The organism is Micromonospora psammae, assembly GCF_036902725.1.
Taxonomy (GTDB): Bacteria; Actinomycetota; Actinomycetes; order Mycobacteriales; family Micromonosporaceae; genus Micromonospora.
Genome location: NZ_JBAKHM010000002.1, coordinates 180745 through 203755 on the forward strand (window position 1 = coordinate 180745; position 23011 = coordinate 203755).

The 23011-nt window shown below is 74.8% G+C and carries 26 protein-coding genes and 1 pseudogene; 12 read left to right on the forward strand and 15 right to left on the reverse strand.

The features are described from left to right. Positions 1-144 precede the first annotated feature (144 nt). The 3 genes from V6U79_RS04125 to V6U79_RS04135 all read right to left on the reverse strand — a co-directional run bounded on the left by V6U79_RS04125 (position 145) and on the right by V6U79_RS04135 (position 1827). Positions 145-324, reverse strand: coding sequence for a hypothetical protein (locus tag V6U79_RS04125; RefSeq protein WP_334613544.1), 180 nt, complete (start codon positions 322-324; stop codon positions 145-147). An 81-nt stretch (positions 325-405) separates the two neighbouring features. After that, positions 406-1116: a polyamine aminopropyltransferase gene (locus V6U79_RS04130; RefSeq protein ID WP_334524193.1), complete on the reverse strand. Its 711-nt coding sequence runs from the start codon at positions 1114-1116 to the stop codon at positions 406-408. Positions 1117-1224: 108 nt separating this feature from the next. Further along, positions 1225-1827: a class I SAM-dependent methyltransferase gene (locus V6U79_RS04135; RefSeq protein WP_334524195.1), complete on the reverse strand. Its 603-nt coding sequence runs from the start codon at positions 1825-1827 to the stop codon at positions 1225-1227. A 155-nt stretch (positions 1828-1982) separates the two neighbouring features. Here V6U79_RS04135 and eccB point away from each other — a divergent pair, with 155 nt between their 5' ends. Next, positions 1983-3374 carry a type VII secretion protein EccB gene (gene eccB, locus V6U79_RS04140; protein ID WP_334613546.1) on the forward strand — a complete coding sequence of 464 codons (1392 nt, stop codon included), beginning with the start codon at positions 1983-1985 and terminating at the stop codon, positions 3372-3374. A gap of 53 nt (positions 3375-3427) precedes the next feature. Here the strand turns inward: eccB and V6U79_RS04145 are convergent, their stop codons facing one another. From V6U79_RS04145 to V6U79_RS04160, 4 genes are all read right to left on the reverse strand, one after another. After that, on the reverse strand, positions 3428-4033 hold the full coding sequence (locus tag V6U79_RS04145; protein ID WP_334524200.1) for a class I SAM-dependent methyltransferase: 606 nt from the start codon (positions 4031-4033) through the stop codon (positions 3428-3430). Positions 4034-4133: 100 nt separating this feature from the next. Further along, on the reverse strand, positions 4134-5000 hold the full coding sequence (locus V6U79_RS04150) for a carbohydrate ABC transporter permease (RefSeq protein ID WP_334613548.1): 867 nt from the start codon (positions 4998-5000) through the stop codon (positions 4134-4136). Next, on the reverse strand, positions 5000-5959 hold the full coding sequence (locus V6U79_RS04155) for a carbohydrate ABC transporter permease (RefSeq protein ID WP_334613550.1): 960 nt from the start codon (positions 5957-5959) through the stop codon (positions 5000-5002). Before V6U79_RS04155 ends, V6U79_RS04150 begins: the two co-directional genes overlap by 1 nt. After that, on the reverse strand, positions 5956-7350 hold the full coding sequence (locus tag V6U79_RS04160) for an ABC transporter substrate-binding protein (RefSeq protein ID WP_334613551.1): 1395 nt from the start codon (positions 7348-7350) through the stop codon (positions 5956-5958). The genes V6U79_RS04155 and V6U79_RS04160 overlap by 4 nt, the downstream gene beginning before the upstream one ends. 117 nt (positions 7351-7467) lie before the next feature. Between V6U79_RS04160 and V6U79_RS04165 the strand changes: the two genes are divergently transcribed. Genes V6U79_RS04165 through V6U79_RS04175 form a run of 3 tightly spaced genes read left to right on the forward strand, consistent with a single transcriptional unit; the run spans position 7468 to position 10699 of the window. Continuing rightward, positions 7468-8505, forward strand: coding sequence for a zinc-binding dehydrogenase (locus V6U79_RS04165; RefSeq protein ID WP_334524210.1), 1038 nt, complete (start codon positions 7468-7470; stop codon positions 8503-8505). Further along, entirely contained in the window at positions 8505-9323 is an 819-nt protein-coding gene (locus tag V6U79_RS04170; RefSeq protein WP_334524213.1) for a sugar phosphate isomerase/epimerase family protein, read from the forward strand. The genes V6U79_RS04165 and V6U79_RS04170 overlap by 1 nt, the downstream gene beginning before the upstream one ends. Positions 9324-9361: 38 nt before the next feature. Further along, entirely contained in the window at positions 9362-10699 is a 1338-nt protein-coding gene (locus V6U79_RS04175) for an MGH1-like glycoside hydrolase domain-containing protein (RefSeq protein ID WP_334613834.1), read from the forward strand. 43 nt (positions 10700-10742) lie between these two features. On the opposite strand, the gene V6U79_RS04180 is transcribed toward V6U79_RS04175, so the two are convergent. The 4 genes from V6U79_RS04180 to V6U79_RS04195 all read right to left on the reverse strand — a co-directional run bounded on the left by V6U79_RS04180 (position 10743) and on the right by V6U79_RS04195 (position 13102). Beyond that, positions 10743-11147, reverse strand: coding sequence for an arsenate reductase ArsC (locus V6U79_RS04180; protein ID WP_334613552.1), 405 nt, complete (start codon positions 11145-11147; stop codon positions 10743-10745). A gap of 33 nt (positions 11148-11180) precedes the next feature. After that, positions 11181-11924, reverse strand: a complete 744-nt coding sequence (locus V6U79_RS04185; protein WP_334524219.1) for an aquaporin — start codon at positions 11922-11924, stop codon at positions 11181-11183. A 77-nt stretch (positions 11925-12001) separates the two neighbouring features. Next, complete coding sequence (locus tag V6U79_RS04190; RefSeq protein WP_334613554.1) at positions 12002-12685, reverse strand: arsenate reductase/protein-tyrosine-phosphatase family protein; 684 nt, start codon at positions 12683-12685, stop codon at positions 12002-12004. Positions 12686-12718: 33 nt separating this feature from the next. Then, positions 12719-13102: an ArsR/SmtB family transcription factor gene (locus tag V6U79_RS04195; protein WP_334524224.1), complete on the reverse strand. Its 384-nt coding sequence runs from the start codon at positions 13100-13102 to the stop codon at positions 12719-12721. Between the two features lie 115 nt (positions 13103-13217). On the opposite strand from V6U79_RS04195, the gene V6U79_RS04200 reads away from it, so the two are divergent. The 5 genes and pseudogenes from V6U79_RS04200 (at position 13218) to V6U79_RS04220 (ending at position 17535) form a co-directional block, all read left to right on the forward strand. Beyond that, positions 13218-13715, forward strand: coding sequence for a GNAT family N-acetyltransferase (locus V6U79_RS04200; RefSeq protein ID WP_334524226.1), 498 nt, complete (start codon positions 13218-13220; stop codon positions 13713-13715). A 74-nt stretch (positions 13716-13789) separates the two neighbouring features. After that, positions 13790-15208 carry an FAD-dependent oxidoreductase gene (locus V6U79_RS04205; protein ID WP_334524228.1) on the forward strand — a complete coding sequence of 473 codons (1419 nt, stop codon included), beginning with the start codon at positions 13790-13792 and terminating at the stop codon, positions 15206-15208. Positions 15209-15354: 146 nt separating this feature from the next. Further along, positions 15355-16227, forward strand: a pseudogene (locus V6U79_RS04210) (MFS transporter); the annotation flags it as partial. Positions 16228-16545: 318 nt separating this feature from the next. Then, complete coding sequence (locus V6U79_RS04215; RefSeq protein WP_334524231.1) at positions 16546-16944, forward strand: NUDIX hydrolase; 399 nt, start codon at positions 16546-16548, stop codon at positions 16942-16944. Positions 16945-17112: 168 nt separating this feature from the next. Continuing rightward, complete coding sequence (locus V6U79_RS04220) at positions 17113-17535, forward strand: DUF2267 domain-containing protein (RefSeq protein ID WP_334524234.1); 423 nt, start codon at positions 17113-17115, stop codon at positions 17533-17535. Between the two features lies 1 nt (position 17536). On the opposite strand, the gene V6U79_RS04225 is transcribed toward V6U79_RS04220, so the two are convergent. The 3 genes from V6U79_RS04225 to V6U79_RS04235 form a co-directional block, all read right to left on the reverse strand. Continuing rightward, complete coding sequence (locus V6U79_RS04225; RefSeq protein WP_334613555.1) at positions 17537-18778, reverse strand: hypothetical protein; 1242 nt, start codon at positions 18776-18778, stop codon at positions 17537-17539. A gap of 41 nt (positions 18779-18819) precedes the next feature. Then, a complete protein-coding gene (locus tag V6U79_RS04230; protein WP_334524240.1) occupies positions 18820-19335 on the reverse strand; it encodes an NUDIX hydrolase in 516 nt (171 codons plus the stop codon). 231 nt (positions 19336-19566) lie between these two features. Further along, on the reverse strand, positions 19567-20169 hold the full coding sequence (locus V6U79_RS04235; RefSeq protein WP_334613556.1) for a DUF4291 domain-containing protein: 603 nt from the start codon (positions 20167-20169) through the stop codon (positions 19567-19569). A gap of 93 nt (positions 20170-20262) precedes the next feature. On the opposite strand from V6U79_RS04235, the gene V6U79_RS04240 reads away from it, so the two are divergent. Beyond that, positions 20263-20757 (forward strand): type II toxin-antitoxin system PemK/MazF family toxin, encoded by a 495-nt coding sequence (locus V6U79_RS04240; RefSeq protein ID WP_334613557.1) that lies wholly within the window; start codon positions 20263-20265, stop codon positions 20755-20757. A gap of 25 nt (positions 20758-20782) precedes the next feature. Here V6U79_RS04240 and V6U79_RS04245 read toward each other — a convergent pair whose 3' ends face one another. Continuing rightward, positions 20783-21433: a GGDEF domain-containing protein gene (locus tag V6U79_RS04245; RefSeq protein WP_334524249.1), complete on the reverse strand. Its 651-nt coding sequence runs from the start codon at positions 21431-21433 to the stop codon at positions 20783-20785. Positions 21434-21700: 267 nt separating this feature from the next. Between V6U79_RS04245 and V6U79_RS04250 the strand changes: the two genes are divergently transcribed. Together V6U79_RS04250 and V6U79_RS04255 are read left to right on the forward strand one after the other, a co-directional pair. Further along, positions 21701-21940: a DUF397 domain-containing protein gene (locus V6U79_RS04250; protein WP_334524252.1), complete on the forward strand. Its 240-nt coding sequence runs from the start codon at positions 21701-21703 to the stop codon at positions 21938-21940. Between the two features lie 135 nt (positions 21941-22075). Continuing rightward, positions 22076-22957 carry a Sco1979 family transcriptional regulator gene (locus V6U79_RS04255; protein WP_503629757.1) on the forward strand — a complete coding sequence of 294 codons (882 nt, stop codon included), beginning with the start codon at positions 22076-22078 and terminating at the stop codon, positions 22955-22957. The last annotated feature ends 54 nt before the right edge of the window (positions 22958-23011 follow it).

Genomic DNA, 23011 nt, shown 5'->3' on the forward strand with positions numbered 1-23011 from the left:
GCGGCGGGCGCACGCGACGCCGGCGCAGCCCGTGACCAGCCTAATTACAGGTCGGTAACCTACGGGCCCGTACGCGGTGTCCGCACCCGGTCCAGCGCACCGCGGTGTTGTCCGGGGCCGGACGGGCCGGACTTCGAGGCCGGCCTAGCGGCGGCTGGGGGGCTGGCGCCGGGCCGCCCGGCGGCCCTGAAGGAAGCCCAGGACGGCGACCGCGACCAGCGCGATCCCCCCGATGATCACCAGCCAGCGGGCCGCTTCGAGGAGCAGGCCGAGCAGGAGGAGCGCGCCGCCGGCGATGCCGACGATCCAGAGCACCGCCCGCATGTTCGCCTCCCCGACGTCGGTTCCCGCCCGGGTCTTCCCGCTCCGGCCGGGGCCATGCCCACCGGGGTGGGGCGTCCGGCCTCAGCGGTGCGCGACGTAGACGGTGTTGGCCGACTCGCCCCCGGTGAACGGGTTGGCGAAGCGCACCACGTGCGCCTCGGACGTCGGAAACACCTCGGCGAGCGCCGCGCCGAAGTCGGCGTCCGGCGGGTCGTCCGACCAGAGCGCGAAGACCCCTTCCGGGTGCAGCAGGCCGGCGAGCCGGCGCAGGCCGTCCGGGGTGTAGAAGGGGGCGTGGCTCGGGTGCAGCACGTTGCGCGGGGAGTGGTCGACGTCCAGCAGCACCGCGTGGAAGCGGCGGTCGGGCCGCTCCGGGTCGAGGTCACCGGCGGCGACGGCGGCGAAGAAGTCGGCCCGGACGAACCGGGTACGCGGGTCGGCGGCCAGCCCGGCGGCGAAGGGGAGCAGTTGCCGACGGTGCCAGTCGATCACGTCCTCGATCGCCTCGACGACCACCAGCGAACCGACCCGGGCGTCCTCCAGCGCCGTCCGGGCGGTGTAGCCGAGGCCGAGACCGCCGACCACCACGTCGAGGTCGTCGCCGGTCAGCGGCGCCAGGCCCAACCGGGCCAGCTCGATCTCCGCGACCGGGAAGAGGCTGGACATCAGGAACTCGTCGTCGAGCTTGACCTCGTACACGTCGACGTCGAGCGCCGGGTCGCGGCGCCGGCGCAGGCTGATGGCGCCGATCGGGGTCTCCCGCCAGGCCAGTTCCTCGAATCGCAAGCCCATCCGGCCGCCTCTCTGCCGTCGCCGTCCGTGCGGATGCTACCGGCCGGGCCGACCGGGGCCACCGCCGCGACCGGCCCGGGGCCAGGTCATCGCCGTCGGGCCACCGGCTCACCCGGGTCGACGGGCGACCACCACCGTGTCCAGGGCGTCGACCGTGCCGCCCGCCACGGCCACCGGCCGGCGGGCCGTCTCCGCCCGGTCCACCCGCAGCCCGGTGAGGCCGGCGACCACCGCCTCCGGGGTGAGCAGGATCGCCGGGTCGCGGGGGCCGCCCGTCCCGGCGTCGAGGTTGGCCCGGTCGTGTCCGACGACCACCGCCGTGCCGCCCGGCCGCAGCGCCCGGCGGGTGCCGGCCAGCACCGTGGCCAGGTCGGCCGGGGGCAGGTGCAGGTAGGCGACGACCACCAGGTCGTAGCGGTCGGGCTCGGGGGCGGTCGCGGTGACGTCGGCGACCTGCCAGCGCACTGGTACGCCCCGCCGCCCCGCCAGCTGCCGCCCGCGTTCCACCGCGACCGGCGAGAAGTCCACGGCGGTGACCCGCCAGCCCCGTTCGGCCAGCCACACCGCGTTGCGCCCCTCGCCCGCGGCGAGGTCCAGCGCGTCGCCCGGGGACAGATCGGCGGCCGCCGCCACCACGAAACGGTTCGGCTCCGCCGTCCACACCAGCTCGGCCGAGCCGGCGTAGCGGGCGTCCCAGTCGTCGCTGTCCACCGACCGGTTATACGCGACGGGGCCGGTGGTGGGGGAGCCGATGGCGGCGGTGGCAGGGAGCCGCGTCCCGCCGCCCGTGGGCACGGCGACGCTGGGTCAACGAGACATCGACGGAACGCATATCCTGTGCCCGGGAAATCGCCGGAAGGGACACCATGCCGTCGCGGCAGGACCAGCTCCACTCGTACCAGTTCACCGTCCAACGGGCGGTCGCCGCCCTGGTGATGCGGGAGACCGACCCGGCGCAGTCGCCGTTCCGCCGGCTCGCCGGCGCCGGCCTGGCCAGCGTCCTGGTGGCGGCGATCGGGCTCGGCGGCTTCGCCCTCTACGGGCTCTTCGCCGGCGGCGGCACGAAATGGCGCGACACCGGCGCGGTGATCGTGGAGAAGGAGTCCGGCGCCCGGTTCGTCTACCGGGACGACAAGCTGCACCCGGTGCTCAACTACGCCTCGGCGCTGCTCATCGTCGGGGCGGACAGCGCCCGGACGGTGCTGGTGTCCCGCCGTTCCATCGAGGGGGTGCCGCGGGGCCTGCCGCTGGGCATCGCCGACGCGCCGGATTCGCTGCCCGCGCCGGGCCGGCTCTCCACCGCGCCGTGGACGGTCTGCTCGGTGACGGCGACCGAGGCCGACCGCCCGGCACCCCGCTCGGCGCTGCTCATCGGCCGGGACGCCGGCGGCGGGCGGCCGCTCGGCGCGGAGGGGATGCTGGTCCGGTCTCCGGACGGCACCCTGCACCTGCTCTGGCAGCAGCGGCGCTACCTGCTGCGCGACACCAGCCGGGTGCTGGCGGCGCTGGCCGCGACCCGCGAGCGGGCCGTGCCGGTGGCGCCGGCCCTGCTGAACACCCTGCCCGCCGGCGCCGATCTGAGCCCGCCCGCCCTGGCCGGCCTGGGGGAGCCCTCGGCGCAGGTCTCCGGCGCCAGGGTCGGCGACGTGCACCTGGTCCGCAACTCCGGCGGCGGCCGGCAGTACGCGGTCGCCGCCCGCGACGGCCTCGCCGGCATCACCGAGTTGCAGGCGGCCCTGCTGATGGCCCGGACCGGGCAGGGCGAGCCGACGCCGATCACCCTGGGTCGGTTCGCCGCGCTGCCGAAGCTGCCGGACCTGGTGCCGAGCGGTCCGACCGCCCCACCGCCCTCCCCGCCCCGGCTGGCCGCGTTCGACGGCGGCGGGCTCTGCACCCGGGTCGGCGACGACGGTGCGGTGCGGGACGTCCGGGTCGGCGCCGCGGTGCCGGATCTGACCGCCGCCGGCCGCACCGTCGCCTCCGCCGGCCGGGGCGGGGTGCTCGCCGACCACGTGGTGGTCGAACCGGGCCGGGGCGTGGTGGTCGAGTCCGTCGCCTCACCCGGGGCCACCGGCGGCGCCGTCTCCGTCGTCACCGACCTGGGTCGGCGGTACGTCCTGGCCGGCGGCGACGTGCTCGGCATGCTCGGCTACCGGAACGTGCGGCCGATGCGGCTTCCCGCCGCCCTGGTGAGCCTGGTGCCCGCCGGCAGCGCCCTCGACCCGGCCGCCGCCCGGGCCGTCGCCGCCCCGGCCTGACCAGCGGGCGGCCACCGCGGCGAGCCGGTCCGGGGCCGCCCGGCGCGGTGCGGTCAGTCGGCCGGGCGGCGCAGCACGGTGACCGCGAAGTCCGCGTTCTCCCGCCAGGGCCGCAGGTCCCAGGTGGCGAAGCGGTGCTCGCGGCGCAGGCCGGCGGCGACGGCGTCGCCGTCGAAGTCCTCGATCCGGTAGCCTCGGTCGAGGCCGAAGCCGACCAGCACCACGCCGTCGGGGCGCAGGTGGGCGGCGACCTGGGCGAGCACGGCGGCTTCGGTGCCGGGGGCGACGAAGGCCATCACGTTGCCGGCCACCACGGCCGCGTCGAAGGGTTCCGGCTCGCCCGCCGCGGCCAGGTCCAGCTCGGCGAGGTCGCCGACCAGCCAGCGTGGCCCGGGATGGTCGGCCCGGGCGGCCTCGACCAGCGCCGGATCGGCGTCGACTCCGACCACCTGGTGGCCGCGGGCGGCGAGCGCCGCCCCGACCCGGCCGGTGCCGCAGCCCGCGTCGAGGATCCGTGAGCCCGGCGGCACCATGGCGTCGACCAGCCGGGCCTCGCCGGCGAGGTCCACCCCCTCGGCGGCGAGTGTGCGGAAGCGGTCGATGTACCACTGCGAGTGCCCGGGACCGGTCTCGGTCGCCCAGCGGGTCGGGTTGGCCATGCCGCCACGGTAACCGGCCCGCCGGCGCCCCACGCGCCGCTGGGGGCATGGGGGACCGCCGTCACGGTCCGGGGCGGCGGTGACCGCCGCCCCGGACCGGTCAGCCCTTCTCGGCGCCCGCGGTGAGGCCCTCGGTGAGCAGCCGTTCGCTGGCGAAGAAGAGCAGCACGATGGGCAGGGTGAGGATCACCGAGCCGGCCATCAGCACGGTCTTGGGCACCTCCACCCCGTCGGCGAGCAGCGACAGCCCCAGCGAGACGGTCCACCGGTTGGGCTTGTCGACCAGGAAGAGCAGGGCGAAGAGGAACTCGTTCCAGGCGATCATGAAGTCGTAGAGCGCGACCGCCATGATCGACGGGGCGGCCAGGGGGAGGCTGACCCGGCGGATGATGCCGAGCCGGCCGGCCCCGTCGATGGCCGCGGACTCCTCCAGGCTGATCGGGATGGTCTCGAAGTAGTTCCTCAGCATGTAGACCGAGACCGGCAGGGTCTGCGAGATGTAGACCAGCACCAGTCCGAACAGCGACCCGCGCAGTCCGGCCCGGGTGAAGACCACGAAGAGCGGGATCGCGATGACGATCGACGGGAACAGGTAGACCGCCAGGAACAGCACGTTGACCTGCCGGCGGCCGAAGAACCGCAGCCGGGAGACCGCGTACGCGCCGGGGATGGCGACGATCAGCGTCAGCGCCGTGGCCGCCACCGCGACCAGGCCGCTGTTGCGGATGAAGGTGAGGAAACCCTGGCCGCCGTCGTCGACGGACCTGAGGACCTCGGTGTACGTGTCGACGGTGAACTCGCTCAGCGGCACCCAGAGCGAGCCCGGGTCGAGGAGCAGCCGCTCGATCGGGCGCACCGATAGCACCAGCATGTACCAGAAGGGCAGCACGGTGACGAGCAGGAACGCCGCGACCACCAGCCGGCGCACCCATCGCAGCGAGACGGTTTCGATCTGGTCGCGGTCCATCACCCCTCCTGCCGCGCGGTGAAGAAGCGCAGGTAGATCGCGACGAAGACGATCAGCACCACGGCCAGCACGACCGCCTGCGCCGACGCCGCGCCGATGTCGGTCCGGGCGGTGAGGAACTGGTATACCCGGACGCTGACCACCTCCGTCCCGGCCGAACCGCCGGTGAGCAGATAGACGTCGTCGAACTTGTTGAAGGTCATGATGAACCGCAGCACCGCGAGCAGGGCGATCACCGGGAGCAGTTGGGGCAGCAGGATGTGCCGGAACCGTTGGGTCGGGGTGGCGCCGTCCACCCGGGCCGCCTCCTCCAACTCCCCGGGAACGGCCTGGAGCCGGGCGAGCAGGAACAGGAAGGCGAACGGGAAGTACCGCCACGCCTCGAACGCGATCACCGTGGTCAGCGCGGTCGAGTCCTGGGTAAGGAACGGGATCGGCGCGTCCCAGCCGAGGAACCGCTGGCCCCAGTCGTTGACGATGCCCAACTGCGGGTCGAGCATCACCTGCCAGACGAACGCCACCGCCACCACCGGCGCCACGTACGGCAGCAGCATCGACGCGCGGACCAGGGTGCGGCCCTTGAACGGCCGGCGGACGGCCAACGCCGCCGCCAGGCCCAGCGCGATCGAGCCGCCGGTGCCGCCCAGGCTGTAGAGGACGGTGGTCCAGAGCGTGTCGGCGAAGCCGGGAGTGTTCAGCACCCGCTCGAAGTTGTCCAGCGTCAGCTCACCGAAGAGCCCGGTCTTGCGCAGGGTGGCCAGGCGTACCCGTTGGAAGGCCAGCACCACGGTCCAGACGATCGGGATGCCGATCACCGCGACCACGACGAGCAGCGTCGGCGCGACCAGCGCGAGCCCGGCGCGGGACTCCCGCCGGCGCAGGGTGAGCGGGCGTCGGCGGCCGGGGCCGGACCGCTCCCGGGTGGGGGAGCGGCCGGCCTCCGGCGGTGCCGTGGTCAATTGACGCCCGCCTTGATGGCCTCCACGTCCTTCTTGGCCCGGGCGGCGGCCGCGCCCGCGTCGGTCTTGCCACCGACGACGTCCGCGAGGGCCTTGGGTACGGGCAGTTCGCCGAGGATCGCGCCGACCAGCTTGCCCTGGCCCTGGGTCAGGCCCCAGCGCTGGAAGGTGTCCGGGCTCTTGCGCAGGTTGGCCAGCACCTCGTCGCCGTACACCTCGGAGAGTGGCTTCTTCGCGTCCACCCCGGCCTGGCTGGTGTTCCAGGCGGTGAGGAACTTCTCCTTCTCCTCGGCGGTGCCCTTGCGGACCGGGAAGCGCCCCTCGGGGGACATCCCGAACCAGCGGGGGTAGCCGTCGGAGAGCATGAACTCGACGAAGGAGCGCGCCGGGTCGGTGACGGCGCCGTCGAGCACCGCCCAGGAGCTGATCTCGCCGTACTGGGCGGGCTCGGCGCCGTTCGGGCCCTTGATGGCGGTGACGAAGCCGCTGTGCTCCTCGAGGAAGCTGGGGTCCCGCTGGCACTGCGGGCAGGTCGGCTTGGCATCGTTACGCAGCCCGGCCAGCTCGTCGAGGATGAACGGCGACCAGATCAGCATGGCCGCCTTGCCGGCGAAGTAGGTGGCCCGCGTGGTGTCCACGTCCTGCGCGCCCTTGACCGAGTAGTTCCTCATCAGGTCGCCATAGAAGCGGAACGCCTCGACGCACTCGGGGGAGTCGAGCTTGACGGCGCCGGAGTCGTCCGTGAGCTGGCAGTTGTTGGCCAGGGCCAGGTGCTCGAAGGTCTGCTGGGTGAATACGTCGCCGGGAGCCGTGGCGGCCGTGATGCCGGCGACGCCGTTGCGGTTGAGGGTCCGCGCGGCGTTGGTGATCTTTTCGTACGTGTCCGGAACCGGCAGGCCGGCGGCGTCGAAGAGATCCTTGCGGTAGACCAGCAGCTGCCCCCACCCGTCGCTGGGGACGGAGAGCTGCTTGCCGTTGTCGGAGGTGAGTTCGAGAGCGCGCGGCGAGAAGGTGTCCCGTCCCAGCTTGTCGACGATCTCCTTGTTGGCGTCGGGGTGCAGCAGCTCGTTGCCGGCGAGGGTGCGGATGCCGGCGAGCGACACCGACCCGACCACGTCGGGCAGCTCCCCGGCAGCGGCGCTGGAGGCGATCAGGGAGGGGAACTGGTCCTCGTTGACGGTGACCAGGTTGACCTTGACCCCGGTCTTGGCGGTGTAGTCGGCGACGATCGCCTTGGTGGCGGCGACCCGGTCGGCCACATCCTCCAAGCTCCACACGGTTATCTCTGAACTGTCGCTTTTCGAACCGTCGTCGCTGCAGGCCAGCAGGCTCGCCCCGGTTACTGCCATGATCAGGGTGGCGGCCAGCATCCGCATCGGAGGGGATGACATCGGTGGCACTCCTCTCGAAGAGGTACATGAGGGATTCAACGTGCTGGATTGATCAATTACAAGACATATAACGATTTTTTGTTAAGATTGAGCCCGGTACGCCCCGGGAGTGACGTCATGGGCAACTGGGTTGTCTCTCTGGCCGGGCCGCGGCGCGTCAGCCTCGAGCCCTGCCCCTCCGATCCGCTCGGCCCCGGGCAGGTCCGCGTCCGCACCTGCTACTCCGGCATCTCCGCCGGCACCGAGCTCACCCTCTACCGGGGCAGCAATCCCCGGCTCAGCAAGGACTGGGACGACGTCACCCGGATGTTCGTCCCCCGCCACACCCCCGTGCCGTACCCGCTGGTCGGCTTCGGCTACGAGGAGGTCGGCGAGATCGTCGAGGTCGCCCCGGACGTCGCCGACCGACATCCCGGCCAGCTCGTCTGGGGCATCTGGGGCCACCGCGCCGAAGCGGTCGTGCCCGCCGCCGGGGTCACCCCGCTCGCCCCCGGCCTCGACCCGCTCGCCGGCGTCTTCGCCCGCCCCGGGGCCATCGCGCTGACCGCCGTCCTCTCCGGCGACCTGCACCTCGGCGACTGGGTCGGGATCTTCGGACAGGGCGTCATCGGCCTGCTCGCCACCCGGCTCGCGGTCCTCTCCGGGGCCCGGGTGGTCGCCGTCGACCGGGTGCCCACCCGGCTGGAGACGGCCGCGCGGCTCGGCGCCCGGCTCACCGTCGACGCCGGCGTCGAGTCCGCCGCCACCGTGCTGCGCGAGGTCACCGACGGCCGGGGCGCCGACGTCTGCCTGGAGCTGTCCGGGGCCTACCCGGCGCTGCACGAGGCGATCCGGGCCACCACCCACGCCGGGCGCGTCGTGGCGGCCGGCTTCTACCAGGGCCAGGCCGACGCGCTCGGCCTCGGCGAGGAGTTCCACCACAACCGGATCCAACTGGTGGCGGCCCAGGTCTCCGGGCCCGCCCCGGCACCCGGCCTGGCCGGCCGGTGGTCCGGTGCCCGTATCGCCCACACCTTCATGGACCTGGTGGCCGAGGGCAGCGTCGACCCGCTGCCGCTGGTGAGCCACGTCGTGGACGCCCGCGCGGTGGCCGACGCGCTTGCGTTGCTCGACCGCGGTGCCGATGACGTTCTCCAAGTCGTGCTGAGGTTCTGATGTCGATCCCGATCGCCTGCCAGGAGCAGCTGCTCCCCGGCACCAACCTGTCCCAGAAGTTCGCCCTCGCCCGCTCGCTGGGCTTCGACGGCATCGAGCTGCGCGGCCGGGGTGACCTGGCCTTCGCCCGGCGGCTGCCGGAGCTGCGCCGGGCCCGCGCCGAGGGGGTGGTCATGCCGACGGTCTGCGTGGAGATGGACCACTTCATCGGCGACTTCGATCCGGAACGCTCCCGCGACGCGGTGGCGAACCTGCGGTGCCAGTTGTCGGTGATCGCCGAGCTCGGCGGGATCGGCGCGATGACCCCGGCGGCGTGGGGGATGTTCTCCCGCCGGCTGCCGCCGTTCGAGCCACCCCGGTCGCCCGCGGGTGACCGGCAGGTGCTCGTCGACGCCCTGGGCGCCCTCGGCGAGCACGCCCGGGCCGAGGGCGTCACCCTCTATCTGGAGCCGCTCAACCGGTACGAGGACCACATGGTCAACCGGCTCGACGACGCGGTGGCGCTCTGCGCGGCGGTGGGCCTGCCCTCCGTCCGGGTGGTCGCCGACACCTTCCACATGAACATCGAGGAGGACGACGTGCACGGCGCGCTGCGCGCCGCCGCGCCGTACCTGGGGCACGTGCAGGTCAGCGACTCCAACCGGTGCCAGCCGGGAGCCGGGCACCTGGACTGGCCCGCGCTGCTGCGTACCCTGCTCGACCTCCGCTATCGGGGCTGGCTGGCCCTGGAGTGCCGGCTGCGGGGCGACCCGGTCCGCGCGCTCCAGCAGGCGGCCACCGTGCTGCGGCACGCCCAGCCCCGGCGGGCGGCGGCGTGAGCGCCGGAACGGCCGGAGCCCCCGGTGCCGGGCCGGGCGTGGCCGCCTCCGCCGGGTCCGGACCCGCCGCCCCGACCCACGCCGAGCTGCGCCGGCTCGCCGTCGCCACCCTCGACGGCAACTGGGAGCACGACCACACGGTGCCGTCGCGCACCCTCTACCCGCACCAGTGGAGCTGGGACTCCGCGTTCATCGCCGTGGGGCTGGTCCACGTCCGCCCCGACCGTGCCTGGCGGGAGCTGCGGACCCTCTTCGCCGCGCAGTGGACCGACGGGCGGGTGCCGCACATCGTGTTCAACCCGGCGCTGCGGGTCGGCTCGTACTTCCCGGGGCCGGAGTTCTGGAACTCGGCCGCCGCCGACGGCGCCCCCGCCGCCGCCACCTCCGGCCTCGTCCAGCCGCCGGTGCACGCTCTCGCGGCCTGGCTGGCGCACCGGCGCGCCCCCTCCGAGGAGTCGGCGCGGGCGTTGCGCCGGCTCTATCCGCGGCTGGTCGCCCAGCAGCGTTACCTGACCGTCCATCGGGACGTGGGCGGCGCCGGGCTCGCCTGCATCGTGCACCCGTGGGAGTCGGGCGTCGACAACAGCCCCGCCTGGGACGCGCCGATGGCCGCCGTGCCCGCCGACGTGGCCGTGATGCGCGCGTACCGTCGGCACGACACCACGTACGCGGACGCCGCGCACCGCCCCACGGACCTGGACTACGCGCGGTACGTGGCGATCGTCGCCGCCTACCGGGAGGCCGGCTACCGCGACGACGGCCTGGCCGGTCGGCACCCGTTCCTGGTGGAGTGCCCGCTGGTGAGCGCGGCGCTGGGCGCCGCCGAGCACGCCCTCGCCCGGATCGCCCCGGTGGTCGGCGCGGACCCGGGCCCGCACCGGGACCGGGCCGCCCGGATCACCGAGGCCCTGGTCGAGCGGCTGTACGACCCGGTCACCGGCACCTTCCACCCGCGTGACCTGCGCACCGACCGGTTGATCCCGGCGCGGACGGCGCTCGGGCTGATGCCCCTGATCCTGCCCGACCTGCCCGCCCGGCAGGTGGCGGCGGTGGTGACCGAGGCGTGCTCGGCGCGGTTCGGGCTGTCGGCGCGGATGGACCGGCCGCTGCCCAGCCACGACCGGACCGCCCCGGACTTCGAGCCGCTGCGGTACTGGCGCGGCCCGAGCTGGATGAACCTGAACTGGCTGCTCTGGCGTGGGCTGCGCAGCCACGGCCGACCCGACCTGGCGGCCGGGCTGCGCCAGTCCATGCTGGACCTGGTGGCCACCGCCGGCTGCCACGAGTACTTCCACCCCGACACCCGGGCCGGGCTCGGCTCACCGGCCTTCAGTTGGACCGCCTCGTTGCTCCTGGACGTCCTCGCCGAGAGCTGACCCCGGCCCCGTGCCGCACCGCCGCGACTCCCGGTGCGGCCGGTCAGGCCGGGCGCAGTTCGCGCAGCAGGCGTTCCACCCGGGCGCGGATGTCGTCCCGGATCGGTCGGACCGCCTCGACGCCCTTGCCGGCCGGGTCTTCAAGCTTCCAGTCCTCGTAGCGCTTGCCGGGGAAGACCGGGCAGGCGTCGCCGCAGCCCATCGTGACGATGACGTCGGAGGACTCGGCGGTGGCGTACTCCAGCAGCTTCGGGGTCTGGTCGCTGATGTCGATGCCGACCTCGCGCATGGCGGCCACGGCGGCCGGGTTGACCGTCTCGGCGGGCGCGGAGCCGGCGGAGCGGACCTCGACGGTGTCGCCGGCGAGGTGGCGCAGCCAGCCGGCGGCCATCTGGGACCGGCCCGCGTTGTGCACGCAGACGAACAGGACGCTGGGCTTGTCGCTCATGAGGTGCCTCTCGGGTACGGGTCGGTGGTGCGGTCAGGATCGGGGATCACGGGCCAGGTCGTCGTCGGCGGGGACCACGACCTGGCCCGCGGCGTCGCCGGCGTCGGGGTAGAGCGCGGCCAGCAGGCCGACGCCGACGACCAGCCCGATCACCTGGGCGACGACGAAGCCCGCGACGGAGCCGGGCGCGATGCCGGCGAAGGTGTCGGTGAACGCCCGGCCGACCGTCACCGCGGGATTCGCGAACGACGTCGACGAGGTGAACCAGTACGCGGCGCCGATGTAGGCGCCGACGGCGGCGGGCGCGACCGAGGCGCGACCGGACCGGGCGAGGGCGAAGATCAGCAGGATCAGGCCGGCGGTGGCGACGACCTCACCGAGCCAGAGGTGCCCTCCCGCGCGCTCCCTGCCGGAGAACTCCACGGCCGGCAGGTCGAACATCAGGTTCGCCAGGACCGCCCCGGCGATCGCCCCGGCGACCTGCGCCAGCGTGTAGCCGCCCAAATCCCGGCCGGTCAGGCCGGTGCCCGAGCGGCGGCCGAGGAACCAGTCCGCCGCGGAGACGACCGGGTTGAAGTGGGCGCCGGAGACCGGACCGAAGATCAGGATGAGGGCACCGAGAGCGAACGCGGTGGCGACCGAGTTCTCCAGCAGTTGGAGCCCGACGTCGTCGGGGGAGAGGGTGGCGGCCATGACGCCGGAGCCCACCACGGCGGTGACCAGCAGGGCGGTGCCGGTGAACTCGGCCAGCAGGCGCCGCCGGAGTGCGATGGTCATCGGTCTGTTCTCTCCCATGGGTGTGCCGTCCCGGGCCGGGTGTGCGCCGGGGTGTGGGGTGACGTGGTCTTGCGGAGCTACGGGCGGGCGTCGATGACGGCGGGGGCGAGCCGGTCGATCCGGTCGGCGAGGTCGGCGTAGGCCGCCTCGAACGCCGCGTCGGTGTCGGCCCGCACCGGGTCGGGCACCGACCAGTGCAGCCGGGGTCGCACCGGACCGGTGAGGTCCTCGTGGGCGTTGTCGCAGACGGCGATGACCAGGTCCTCGTCGCGAACCACGGCGGAGACGTGGGCGGTGCCGGCGGGGTCGAGGGCCAGGCCGTGCCGGTGGGCCACCGCCACCGCGCGGGGGTGCACCCGGGCGGCCGGCTTGGTGCCGGCGGAGGCGGCGGCGCTGCGGGTGCGGCGCTTCCACAGCGCCGCGGCGAGCTGGGAGCGGGCGGAGTTGTGGGTGCAGACGAAGACCACCCGGCCCACTCCGGGCAGCGGTGGCGGGGTCAGCGCGGCGAGGGCCTCCGGTCGCAGCCGCAGGTAGGTGCGCCGCCGGTCGCCCTCCGAGCGGCCGCGGACGACGAGACCGGCCTCGGTGAGCACCTTGACGTGGTGGGCGACCAGGTTGGTCGGCAGGTCGAGAGTGCGTGCGATCTCCCCGGGGGAGGCGTCGCCGAGGATGAGCGCGTCCACGATCGCCAGCCGCGCGGGGTCGCCCAGGGCGGCGTGGATCCGGGCGCGCCCGGCCAGGGAACCAGACTCAGCGTTCATTGAGTCAACTATCGTTGAGTGAAACCCGGAACGTCAAGTGCGCAGGTCAGCGGGGGGTTCGACCGTGAGCAGCGCGGCGAGCCGGCGCAGGAGGGCGGGCCGCGCGCGGTAGTAGACCCAGGTCCCGCGCCGCTCCGCGTCCACCAGGCCGGCCTCCCGCAGCGTCCTGAGGTGGTGGGAGATGGTCGGCCCGGTGAGGTCGAAGGCGGGGGTCAGGTCGCAGACGCACACCTCGCCGCCCTCGGCGGAGGCGATCATCGACATCAGCTGCAAGCGGACGGGATCCCCCAGCGCCTTGAGTGCGGGTGCGAGCACGGCCGCGGTCTCGGCCGGCACCCGGCGCTGCGTCAGTGGAGCGCAGCAGGGCACGTCGGCGGTGAGCGCGACGAGGGGGGCGGGCGTCGCCTGCTTCGACATGTCTCTAGGTTGACATCCATCTAATCAATGTGCAAACGTCTGATTCGATGGACGTCGAGACAACCGCCTCGTCGTCGCCCCGGGCGCGCCGCCCCCCGACCGAACGGAGTGGCTGATGGTCGAATTCACCGTCCGCCCGATGGTCCCCGACGACGCCGAACAGGTGCTGGCGATCTACCAGGCCGGGCTCGACGGGGGCGACGCGAGCTTCGAGACCACCGCGCCCACCTGGGCGGCGTTCGACGCCGGCCGGCTTCCCGCACACCGCCTCGTGGCCGTCGAAGGCGACCACACCGTGCGCGGCTGGGCGGCGGTCTCGCCGACCTCCGCCCGGGCGGTCTACGCCGGCGTGGTGGAGCACTCCGTCTACGTCGACCCGGCCGCCCGGGGACGCGGCGTGGCGGGACTGCTGCTCGACGCGCTGATCGCCTCCACCGAGGCGGCCGGGATCTGGACCATCCAGTCCGGCGTCTTCCCGGAGAACACCGCCAGCCTCACGCTGCACCGGCGGGCCGGATTCCGGGTCATCGGCGTACGCGAGCGGATCGGCCGCCACCACGGCCGCTGGCGCGACGTGGTGCTGCTGGAGCGCCGCAGTCCCGTCGTCTCCTGACCCGCCCCGGTCCCGCCGGCCGGGCCGATTCCGCCCCGTTGATTCGATCGTTGTCAAGACAAAGGAGTTCCGGAATGACCGTCCTGGACGAACTGCCCGTCGTGGTGATCGGCGCCGGCCCCGTGGGGCTGGCCGCCGCCGCGCACCTGCACGAGCGCGGCCTGCCCTTCACCGTCCTCGAATCCGGCGACACCGCCGGCGCCGCGGTCCGGCAGTGGGGGCACGTACGGGTCTTCTCACCGTGGCGGTACGACATCGACCCCGCCGCCCGCCGGCTGCTCGACCAGGCCGGCTGGGCGGCCCCCGACCTCGACGCGCTGCCCACCGGCGCCGAGCTCGCCGCCGACTACCTCCAGCCCCTGGCCGAGCTGCCGCAGCTCAAGCCGCACCTGCGCTACGGCGCCCGGGTGATCGCCATCAGCCGCCTCGGCCTCGACCGGCTGCGCACCGCCGGACGCGACCGCACCCCGTTCCTGATCCGGCTCGCCGACGGCGACGAACTGCTCGCCCGGGCCGTCGTCGACGCCTCCGGCACCTGGGGCCGCCCCAACGTGCTCGGCGCCGCCGGACTGCCCGCCCACGGCGAGAGCGACGCCGCCGCGTACCTCGAGCACGCGCTGCCGGACGTGCTCGGCGCCGACCGGGACCGCTTCGCCGGCCGGCACACCCTGGTGGTGGGCGCCGGTCACTCCGCCGCCAACACCCTGCTCTCGCTGGCCGAACTGGCCGCCGCCGCCCCCGGCACCGAGGTGACCTGGGCGATCAGGTCCGCCTCGCCGACCCGTACCTACGGCGGCGGTGAGGCCGACGCCCTGCCGGCCCGCGGCGCCCTCGGTTCCCGGCTCCGCGCGCACGTGGACACGGGTCGGATCCGGCTGCTCACCGGCTTCTCCGTGCACGCCCTCACCCCCGTCGACGGTCGGGTCGCCGTCGTCGTCCGGCACGCCGACGGCAGCCAGGAGTCGGTCACGGCGGACCGCGTCGTCGCCGCCACCGGTTTCCGGCCGGACCACTCGATCGCCGCGGAGCTGCGCCTCGACCTGGACCCGGTGCTGGGGGCGACCCGCGCCCTCGCCCCGTTGATCGACCCGAACGAGCACTCCTGCGGCACCGTCCCCCCGCACGGGGTGGACGAGCTCGCCCACCCGGAGGTCGGCTACTACGCGGTCGGGATGAAGAGCTACGGCCGGGCGCCGACGTTCCTCATGGCCACCGGCTACGAGCAGGTCCGCTCCGTGGTCGCCGCCCTGGCCGGCGACTGGGAGGCCGCCCGCGACGTCCGGCTCGAACTGCCCGAGACCGGCGTGTGCAACAGCGACCCCGACGACTCGGCCACCGGGGAGAGCTGCTGCGGGACCGCCCCGGCCACCGCGCCGGCCGCCCGGGGGCTGGCCACCGGCGTCGCCGGCGGGCTGCTGTCCGCGCCGCTGAACCTGGTCAGCCTCGACGCCGCCCCCGCAGACGGTCAGGCCGGTGGCTGCTGCGGCAGCTGATGCCGACCAGCGCCGGCACGGTGCCCGCCGACCCCCGGGCCGGCGGGCACCACGCCCGCGGCCGGCGCCTCGTCGCCGCCCTCGCCGTCACCCAGACCGTCGGCTACGGCACCCTCTACTACGCCTACGCCGTACTGCTGCAGCCGATGGCCGCGACGCTCGACGCCTCCACCACCGCCGTCACCGGCGCGCTCACCGCCTCCGTCCTGGCCGGCGCGCTCATGGCCGTACCCGTCGGGCGGTGGCTCGACCGCCACGGCGGCCGTCTTCTGATGACCACCGGTTCGCTCGCCGCCACGGGTCTGCTGCTCGCCTGGTCCCGGGTCGACACCGTTGGGCAGCTGTACGCGGTGATGGTCGGCCTCGGTGTCACCGGCGCGATGGTCCTCTACGAACCCGCCTTCGCCGTGATCGTCACCTGGTTCAGCCCCGAACGGCGGGCCCGCGCCCTGCTCGTGGTCACCATCGTCGCCGGCTTCGCCAGCACGATCTTCCTGCCGCTGACCGGCCTGCTGGTGGAGCGGCTCGACTGGCGCGCCGCCCTGGTCGTCCTCGCCGCCGTCCACGGCCTGGTCACCGTCCCCCTGCACGCCCTGCTCGTCCGCCGGCCACCGACGCCGCCGGCGGCCCCGGCCCGGCTGCGGCCGGACCGCGACCGGCGGAAGGCCGCCGCCCGGGCCGCCGCCCGCGACGCCCGGTTCTGGCTGCTCACCCTCACCTTCGTCGCCCACGGCGCGGCCACCAGCACCATGACCGTGCACCTGGTCGGCTATCTCACCAGCCGGGGCCACCCCGGCACCTTCGCCGCCACGGCCGCCGGGCTGCTCGGCGTGCTCTCGGTGACCGGCCGGCTGGTCCTCACCGGGGCTCGCCGCCGGTGGGCGGTGACTACGATCGTGGCGGTCATCTTCGCCGTCCAGGCCACCGCCGTCCTCGCCCTGCCCTGGCTGGCCGGTTCCCGTGTCGGGGCGGTCGTCGGCGTCGTCGGCTTCGGACTCGGGTTCGGCGTCGCCAGCCTCGCCACCCCCGCACTCCTCATCGAGCGGTACGGCACCACCGCGTACGGCCGCATCGCCGGCCGCCTCGCCGCTCCCGTCACCGCCGTCAAGGCCGGCGCGCCCCTGGCCGCCGCGACCGTCCTGCACTCCGGCGGCGGCTACCCGCTGCTGCTGGCGGCCGTCGCCGGGTGCTGCGCCCTCGCCGCCGGTGGGATGCTCCTCCGGACCGGACCCGTGCCCGCCCCCGCCCGGCTGACGCCGCAGCCCCGCCGTCGGCCCGTGCCGTCGGCCGCCCCCGTACGCCCTACAGTGAAGGCCCCTCCGAGCCCGAGGAGCACCGTGGCCACCATCGACAAGATCGCGTGGATCCGGATCGAGGGCGGGCGGATCCTCAGCACCCGCTCGCGGGGCCGGGACGTCTGGTACCTCCCCGGAGGCAAGCGGGAGCCCGGCGAGAGCGACCTGGACACGCTCGCCCGGGAGATCGCCGAGGAGCTGCGGGTGGTGATCGCGCCGGAGACGGCCGTCCACGTCGGGACCTTCGCGGCGCAGGCGCACGGCCACCCGGACGGCGTGCTGGTGCGGATGACCTGCTACACCGCCGACCATCGGGGCGTGCCCCGACCCGACCACGAGATCGAGGAGGTGGCCTGGCTCGGCTACGCCGACCGGGACCGGGTCTCCCCGGTCGACCAGATCATCTTCGACCACCTGCGGCGACGGTCCCTGCTGACCTGAGCCGGTGCGACGCGGACGGCCGGCGCCCGCCGGCCCCGGTCGGCCGCCCGCCGGTCAAGAGCGGCCGGCGCCCGCCGGTGGTCGCCCGTGCCGGTCGTTTGTGCCCGCGCGGAGCGGGTAACCGCGCGGCGGCGTCCGGCCGGGGTGGCCGGGGCCGGAGGAGGACCGGTGCGCTTTCCGCTCTTCGTCGACGCCGTCGCCCGCCGGGCGGAGCTGCCGCGGGACACGGCCGCCTCGATCGCCCGGGCCGTGCTGGTGACGGTGGCGGAACGGGTCAACGCCGACGAGGCCGACCACCTCTCCGCCCAGCTCCCCGACGAACTGGGCGCCTACCTGACCGGCCCGCCGGCCCCGCCGCCGGACGCCCGCCCGGCCGGTCCCGGCACCGCCGCGGCGTACGGGCCGGTGGAGTTCGTGCACCGCGTGGCCGCCCGGGCCGGCGTCGATCCGGCCGTCGCCCAGGTCGGCGTACGGGCGGTCTTCGCCACCCTCCGGGAGGCGGTCACCGTCGGCGAGTTCGAGGACCTGGTGGCGCAGCTGCCGGGTCGGCTCGGCAGCGACCTCGACCCGCCGCCCGGCACGGTCTACTGAGTCACCACGTCTCGGGCGGGTCGGCCAGGTCGGCCGCCGACGGCTCCTCCGGTTCGGCCACCCAGGCGGAGAAGACGGGCACCCCGTGCCACGGCCCGATCCGGTCGCCCCGGCGGTCGGTCGCCAGCGCGACCACCGCGTACGGGTGACCGAAGCGCAGCTCGGCGGTCCGGGCGACCCCCATCGGCGGCAGGCTGGTCAGCGCGAACGCGCCGGTCACCGCGGCCGCCTCGAAGCCGTACCGGCCGTACCGGGCCGCCGCCGCCTGGCGGGCCTCGACGCCCAGCTCCCGCCCGAGCAGGCCGGCCACCGTCCGAGCCACCGCCGGGAAGCCGAGCGCGGGTGCGCTCAGGTCGTGTTCGTCCCGCGCCGACCAGCAGGGCAGCACCGCACTGTGCCGTTCCTCCCGGCCGTCCGGGGCGTTGGTGCGGACCGGCTCCTCGCGCAGCGACCAGAGCGGGCCGTCGCCGAGCGGCAGGTCGAACAGGCTACGCCGGCCGGCCGGCGCCCCGTCGACCGCCGTCGCGCCCACCTCGTACGCGGCGGTGAGCACGTCGACCGGCGGCACCCCCGGGTCGGCGGCGACCGACACCACCACCAGTCCCGCGCCACCGGATTCGAGCGGCCGGGCGCCCGCGCGGTGCACCGCGACGTCGCCCGCCGCGCCCGTCGTGGCGATCCAGGCCCGGTGACCGGCCGCCGGGGTACGCAGCACCCGGCCCAGCCCGGCCCAGGCGCTCCCCGCGCCCAGCGCCGCACCGGGCACCAGGTCGAAGGGCTCGGCCCAGGAGATCCGGGTGGCCAGGGCGCTGGCCAGCGCCAGCACCACCTGCGGCGTCAGGGTCAACGGGAACCGCTCGACCAGCCCCAGGGTGTGCTCGCGGGCCCAGGCGTCCAGCCCCGCCTGGTCCGGCAGCGGGCCGGTCCGCGTCGACCGGGGCAGGCCCCGCCGCCAGTCGTCCAGCTGGCCGGTCTCCTGACCGGGCCGGTGCCAGACGGCGGTGGCGGACGGCACCAGCGGGTGCGGCTGCTCCAGCAGCGCGGCCGCCGTCGCCGCGGCCGAGTCGGCGTCCATGCCGAGAGCGTCGTCGAGTTCCTTCCGGACGGGACCGGTGGCGGCCGGCGCGGTAAGCGCCAGCAGCAGCCAGGCCCCGAGCGGGGAGGCGACGTGGTGCCGGTCGCCGATGTCGGCGTGCAGCCGGGCGGCGTAGCGGGCCAGCGGGGCGGACGGGATCGTGGTCATGCTCTCCACTGTGCCCACCGCGGACCCGCTCGGCACCCCGGTCAGGACCAGAGTTCGAATTCCTCGTCGATCTCCTCGCCGGCCAGGAAGCGGGTCAGCAGCGCCGGCAACCGACCCGGGTAGAAGCGCTCGGCGCTCGTCACCACCTCCTCGACCGGCCACCAGCGGAACCCGAAGTAGTCCTCCACCTCGTAGTCCAGCCGCTCGGCGCCGTCGACGTCCGGGCCGGGGACGTCGAGCCGTACCGTCATCACCACCTCGTCCTGGAGGTGGCGCAGCTGCCGGTGGACGAAGCTGGCCCGCCGCCGCCAGGACGGCGGGCCGAGCCGGGCGGCGGTGACCGCGATGCCGGTCTCCTCGCGCAGCTCCCGCACCGCCGTCTCGGCGTAGCTCTCCCCGGGGTCCATCCCGCCGCCCGGCAGCTCCCACCAGGTGCCCAGCCGAGGGTGGTCGGGGTCGCGGGTGTGGAACAGCAGGATCCGGCCGTCCCGGTCGCGCACCACCAGCCGGACGGCGGTGCGCTCGATGAGCGGCAGGTCCCTCGGCAGCTCGATCACGTGTCTCCTTCGGGTGGCCCACCGCGCCGTCGGTGGTGGGCGGGCTCGGCGATGCCGGCCGGGCTGCCCGGCGGAGACCGCCGGGGCCATTCTCGCGCGTCCGGTGGGCCGTCGTCCCGGCTCGCCCGGACGCGGACGCCGACCCCCTGATCGGCCGAGCCGCCGTGGACGGGCCCGGGCTGATCTGCGCACCACGTCCGGCGCGGCCACCGGTGGCGGCGACGCGTGCGGTCAGTCCGTGTCGGCGCCGACCGCGGCGGCCAGGGCGGGTGACAGCGGGTAGGGCCGCTCCGGCGGCAGCGCCGCCGCCGCGCCGTCATCGTCCCCGGCGTCGAGCAGGGCGCGGATCTCCCGCGCCCTGGCGGTGACGTCGGTCAGGCCCACCAGCCACTCGTCGACGTACCGGTCGGCCGCCGCGCCGGAGAGGCCGAGCTGCAGCGACCGGTACGGCAGCGGAGCCAGCCGCAGTGACCGCTCGGGGTCCCACTGCACCCGCACGTCGCTGCCCCGCAGACGGCGGGCCCAGTCGGCGCGGTCGGTGTGCCACCGGGGCTCGTAACCGCTCAGGCAGGCCCGGCCGAGCGCCCACTCCAGGCCGGGCCGGGTCATCTCGACCGCCAGCACCCGCTCCTGGCCGGGCTTGGTGGCCCAGCCGCTGCGGTACATCATCCACCGGAAGGACGGCTTGATCCAGGTCATCCGCCCCCGGCGGAACGGCGGCACGAAGCGGCCGGCGGCCACCGCGGCCTCCGCGATCTCCGGCGGGTACGCCTGGTACACGGTGACGGTCCCGGCGGTGTAGTGGGCCCAGACCTGCCGTGGGGGAACGCTCACCCCGGGATCTTCACCGTGCCGGCCGGGCGGCGTCCACCGGATTCGGTCCACCGCGCGGGGCGTCGTGGCACCCGGTGCGGCTAGGCTGCCGCCGTGGCAGGTCTGTTGAGAAACGTCGCCGCCCGGCTCGGCCGGGTCACCGGGACGGTGGCCGCGCCGGCCCGCACCGGCGGCCCGATCCCGGCCCAGGTGGCCCGGCGGCGCCAGGTCGGCGCGCTGCAGCGCCGGGAGTTGACCTACGCCCCGGAGCTGGACGGCCAGGCCGACCCGGGCGAGATCGTGTGGACCTGGGTGCCGTACGAGGACGACCCCCGGCAGGGCAAGGACCGGCCGGTGCTGGTGGTCGGCCGGCACAGCCGGACCCTGTTCGGCCTGATGCTCTCCAGCCAGAGCGAGCGCGACGGGCAGCGGCACTGGTTGGCGCTCGGGCCGGGGGAGTGGGACCGGGACAACCGTCCCAGCTGGGTGCGGCTCGACCGGGTGCTCACGATGCGGGAGGACAGCATCCGGCGCGAGGGCGCGGTGCTGGACCGGGGTCGCTTCGACCGGATCGGCCGGGCGCTGCGCGCCGGCTACGGCTGGCGCTGACCCGGCCCGGCGACGGCCGGCGTGGTCAGCACTCGGCGAGGTGCGCCGAGTCGCGCAGTTGACGGGGTGACCGGCGGGCGGTGACGCCCTTCGCCCGGTACATCGCCGCGTCCGCCCGGCACAGCGCCTCGGTGAGCTGGGTCGGCCCGGTGACCGGGGCGAGCCCGACGGAGGCGGTGACCCGGATGCTGCGCCCACCCAGCGGGATCGGTGCGGCCATCGACTCGCAGAGCCGCCGGGTGGCGTGCTCGATCCAGCGCCGGTCGACCGCCGGGCTGGCGAGCAGACCGGCGAACTCGTCGCCGCCGAGGCGGGCGACCGGGTTGTCCCCGGCGAACGCGGCCAGCCGCTGGGCGACGCTGATCAGCACCTGGTCGCCGGCGGCGTGCCCGTAGCGGTCGTTGACCTGCTTGAAGTCGTTGAGGTCGAGCACCACGGCGATCAGCGGCCGGCCGCCCGGGTCGGTGAGCAGGGCGGCGGCCAGCCGGTAGAAGGCCCGGCGGTTGGGCAGCCCGGTGAGCGGGTCGTGGCTGGCGGCGTGCCGCTCGGCGGCCAGCTCGGCCTGCAGCTGCTCGATCTCCGCCTCGGCGCGCAGGGCGCGCTGGCGCAGCTGCCACACCGAGACGAGCGCCCCCGCCGCGGAGAGGCCGGATGCGACGGTCAACGGATCCGGCACGAGCCCTCCCTCGCGGCGTCGGTGGACGGCCGGAGCGGTGGTCGGCCGATGCGCGCGGTGCCGTGCCGTCGTTTCCACAGGTGGCCGGCCCGGGCAGGGTCACCCACAGTGAACGGATGGGCACCGCGCACGTGGGCTATCATGCTCGCTGTCCGATGCAGATGCAATAGCAGATGCACGTGCAGACGGCCCGTGCGGACGTCGCGACCACCCCGCCACACCCCTCCCTCACGCGACACCCGGACGGCTCTTCACAGAAAGACGCCCATGCGACAGCCTCAGAACGGCGTTCCCGCCACCCAGCTGCCCCCGTTGCGGTGGCAGAAGAGCCGGCGGAGCAATCCCAGCGGCAACTGCGTCGAGCTGGCGGAACTCCCCGGCGGGGCCGGCATCGCGGTACGCAACTCGCGCCACCCGGAGGGGCCGGCGCTGATCTACACGGTGGACGAGATCGCGGCCTTCGTCCTCGGCGCCCGGGACGGGGACTTCGACCACCTGATCAACTGACCTCGATCCCGTCGGCGGGACTCCCCGTCCGTCCGGATGAGTTCTTCTCACCGTCGGTCCATGGCATGCTTACACGTTGGTCGAGGTGGGGCGCCCGACCAGGGGCGAGTGGCACGCGGAGGGCGGCACGTGACGATGGTTTCCGCCGAGGGCGGTCCGGCCACCGGGCCGACCGTCCTGCGCATGCTGCTCGGCTCCCAGCTGCGCCGGCTCCGGGAGGCCAGCGGGGTCAGCCGCGAGGGCGCCGGCTGGGAGATCCGCGCCTCCGAGTCGAAGATCAGCCGGATGGAGCTGGGCCGGGTCGGCTTCAAGGAGCGCGACGTCGCCGACCTGCTCACCCTCTACGGCGTCACCGCCGCCGACGAGCGGGAGGCGCTGCTCAAGCTGGCCCGGGACGCCAACAGCCCGGGCTGGTGGCACCGCTACGGCGACGTGCTGCCCAGCTGGTTCCAGTCCTACCTGGGCCTGGAGGCCGCCGCCGCGCTCATCCGCACCTACGAGGTGCAGTTCGTCCCCGGCCTGCTGCAGACCCCCGGGTACGCCCGCGCGGTCGTCCTGCTGGGCCACCGCAACGCCCCGACCGAGGAGGTCGATCGCCGGGTCGAGCTGCGGATGCACCGCCAGCAGCTGCTGCGCCGCGCGGAGCCGCCGCAGCTGTGGGCGGTGGTCGACGAGGCCGCCCTGCGCCGACCGATCGGCGGAGCCGAGGTGATGCGTGGCCAGCTCGACGCCCTGGTGGAGGCGACCCGCTCGCCGCACGTGCGGCTGCAGATCATCCCGTTCGACGCCGGTGGCCACGCCGCTGCCGGCGGCGCCTTCACGATCCTGCGTTTCGGCGACGACGACCTGCCGGACATCGTCTACATCGAACAGCTCACCAGCGCGCTCTACCTCGACAAGCGGGAGGACCTCGACTACTACGCGGTGGCGATGGAACGCCTCTGCGTCGAGGCCGCTCCGCCGGAGCGTACGCCCGAGATCCTCACCCGGTTGCGCGACGAGCTCTACCCGGGGTGACCGGTCGCCGGGGCGACGGACGGGCCCCGACTGCCTCTACGATGGTCCGCGATC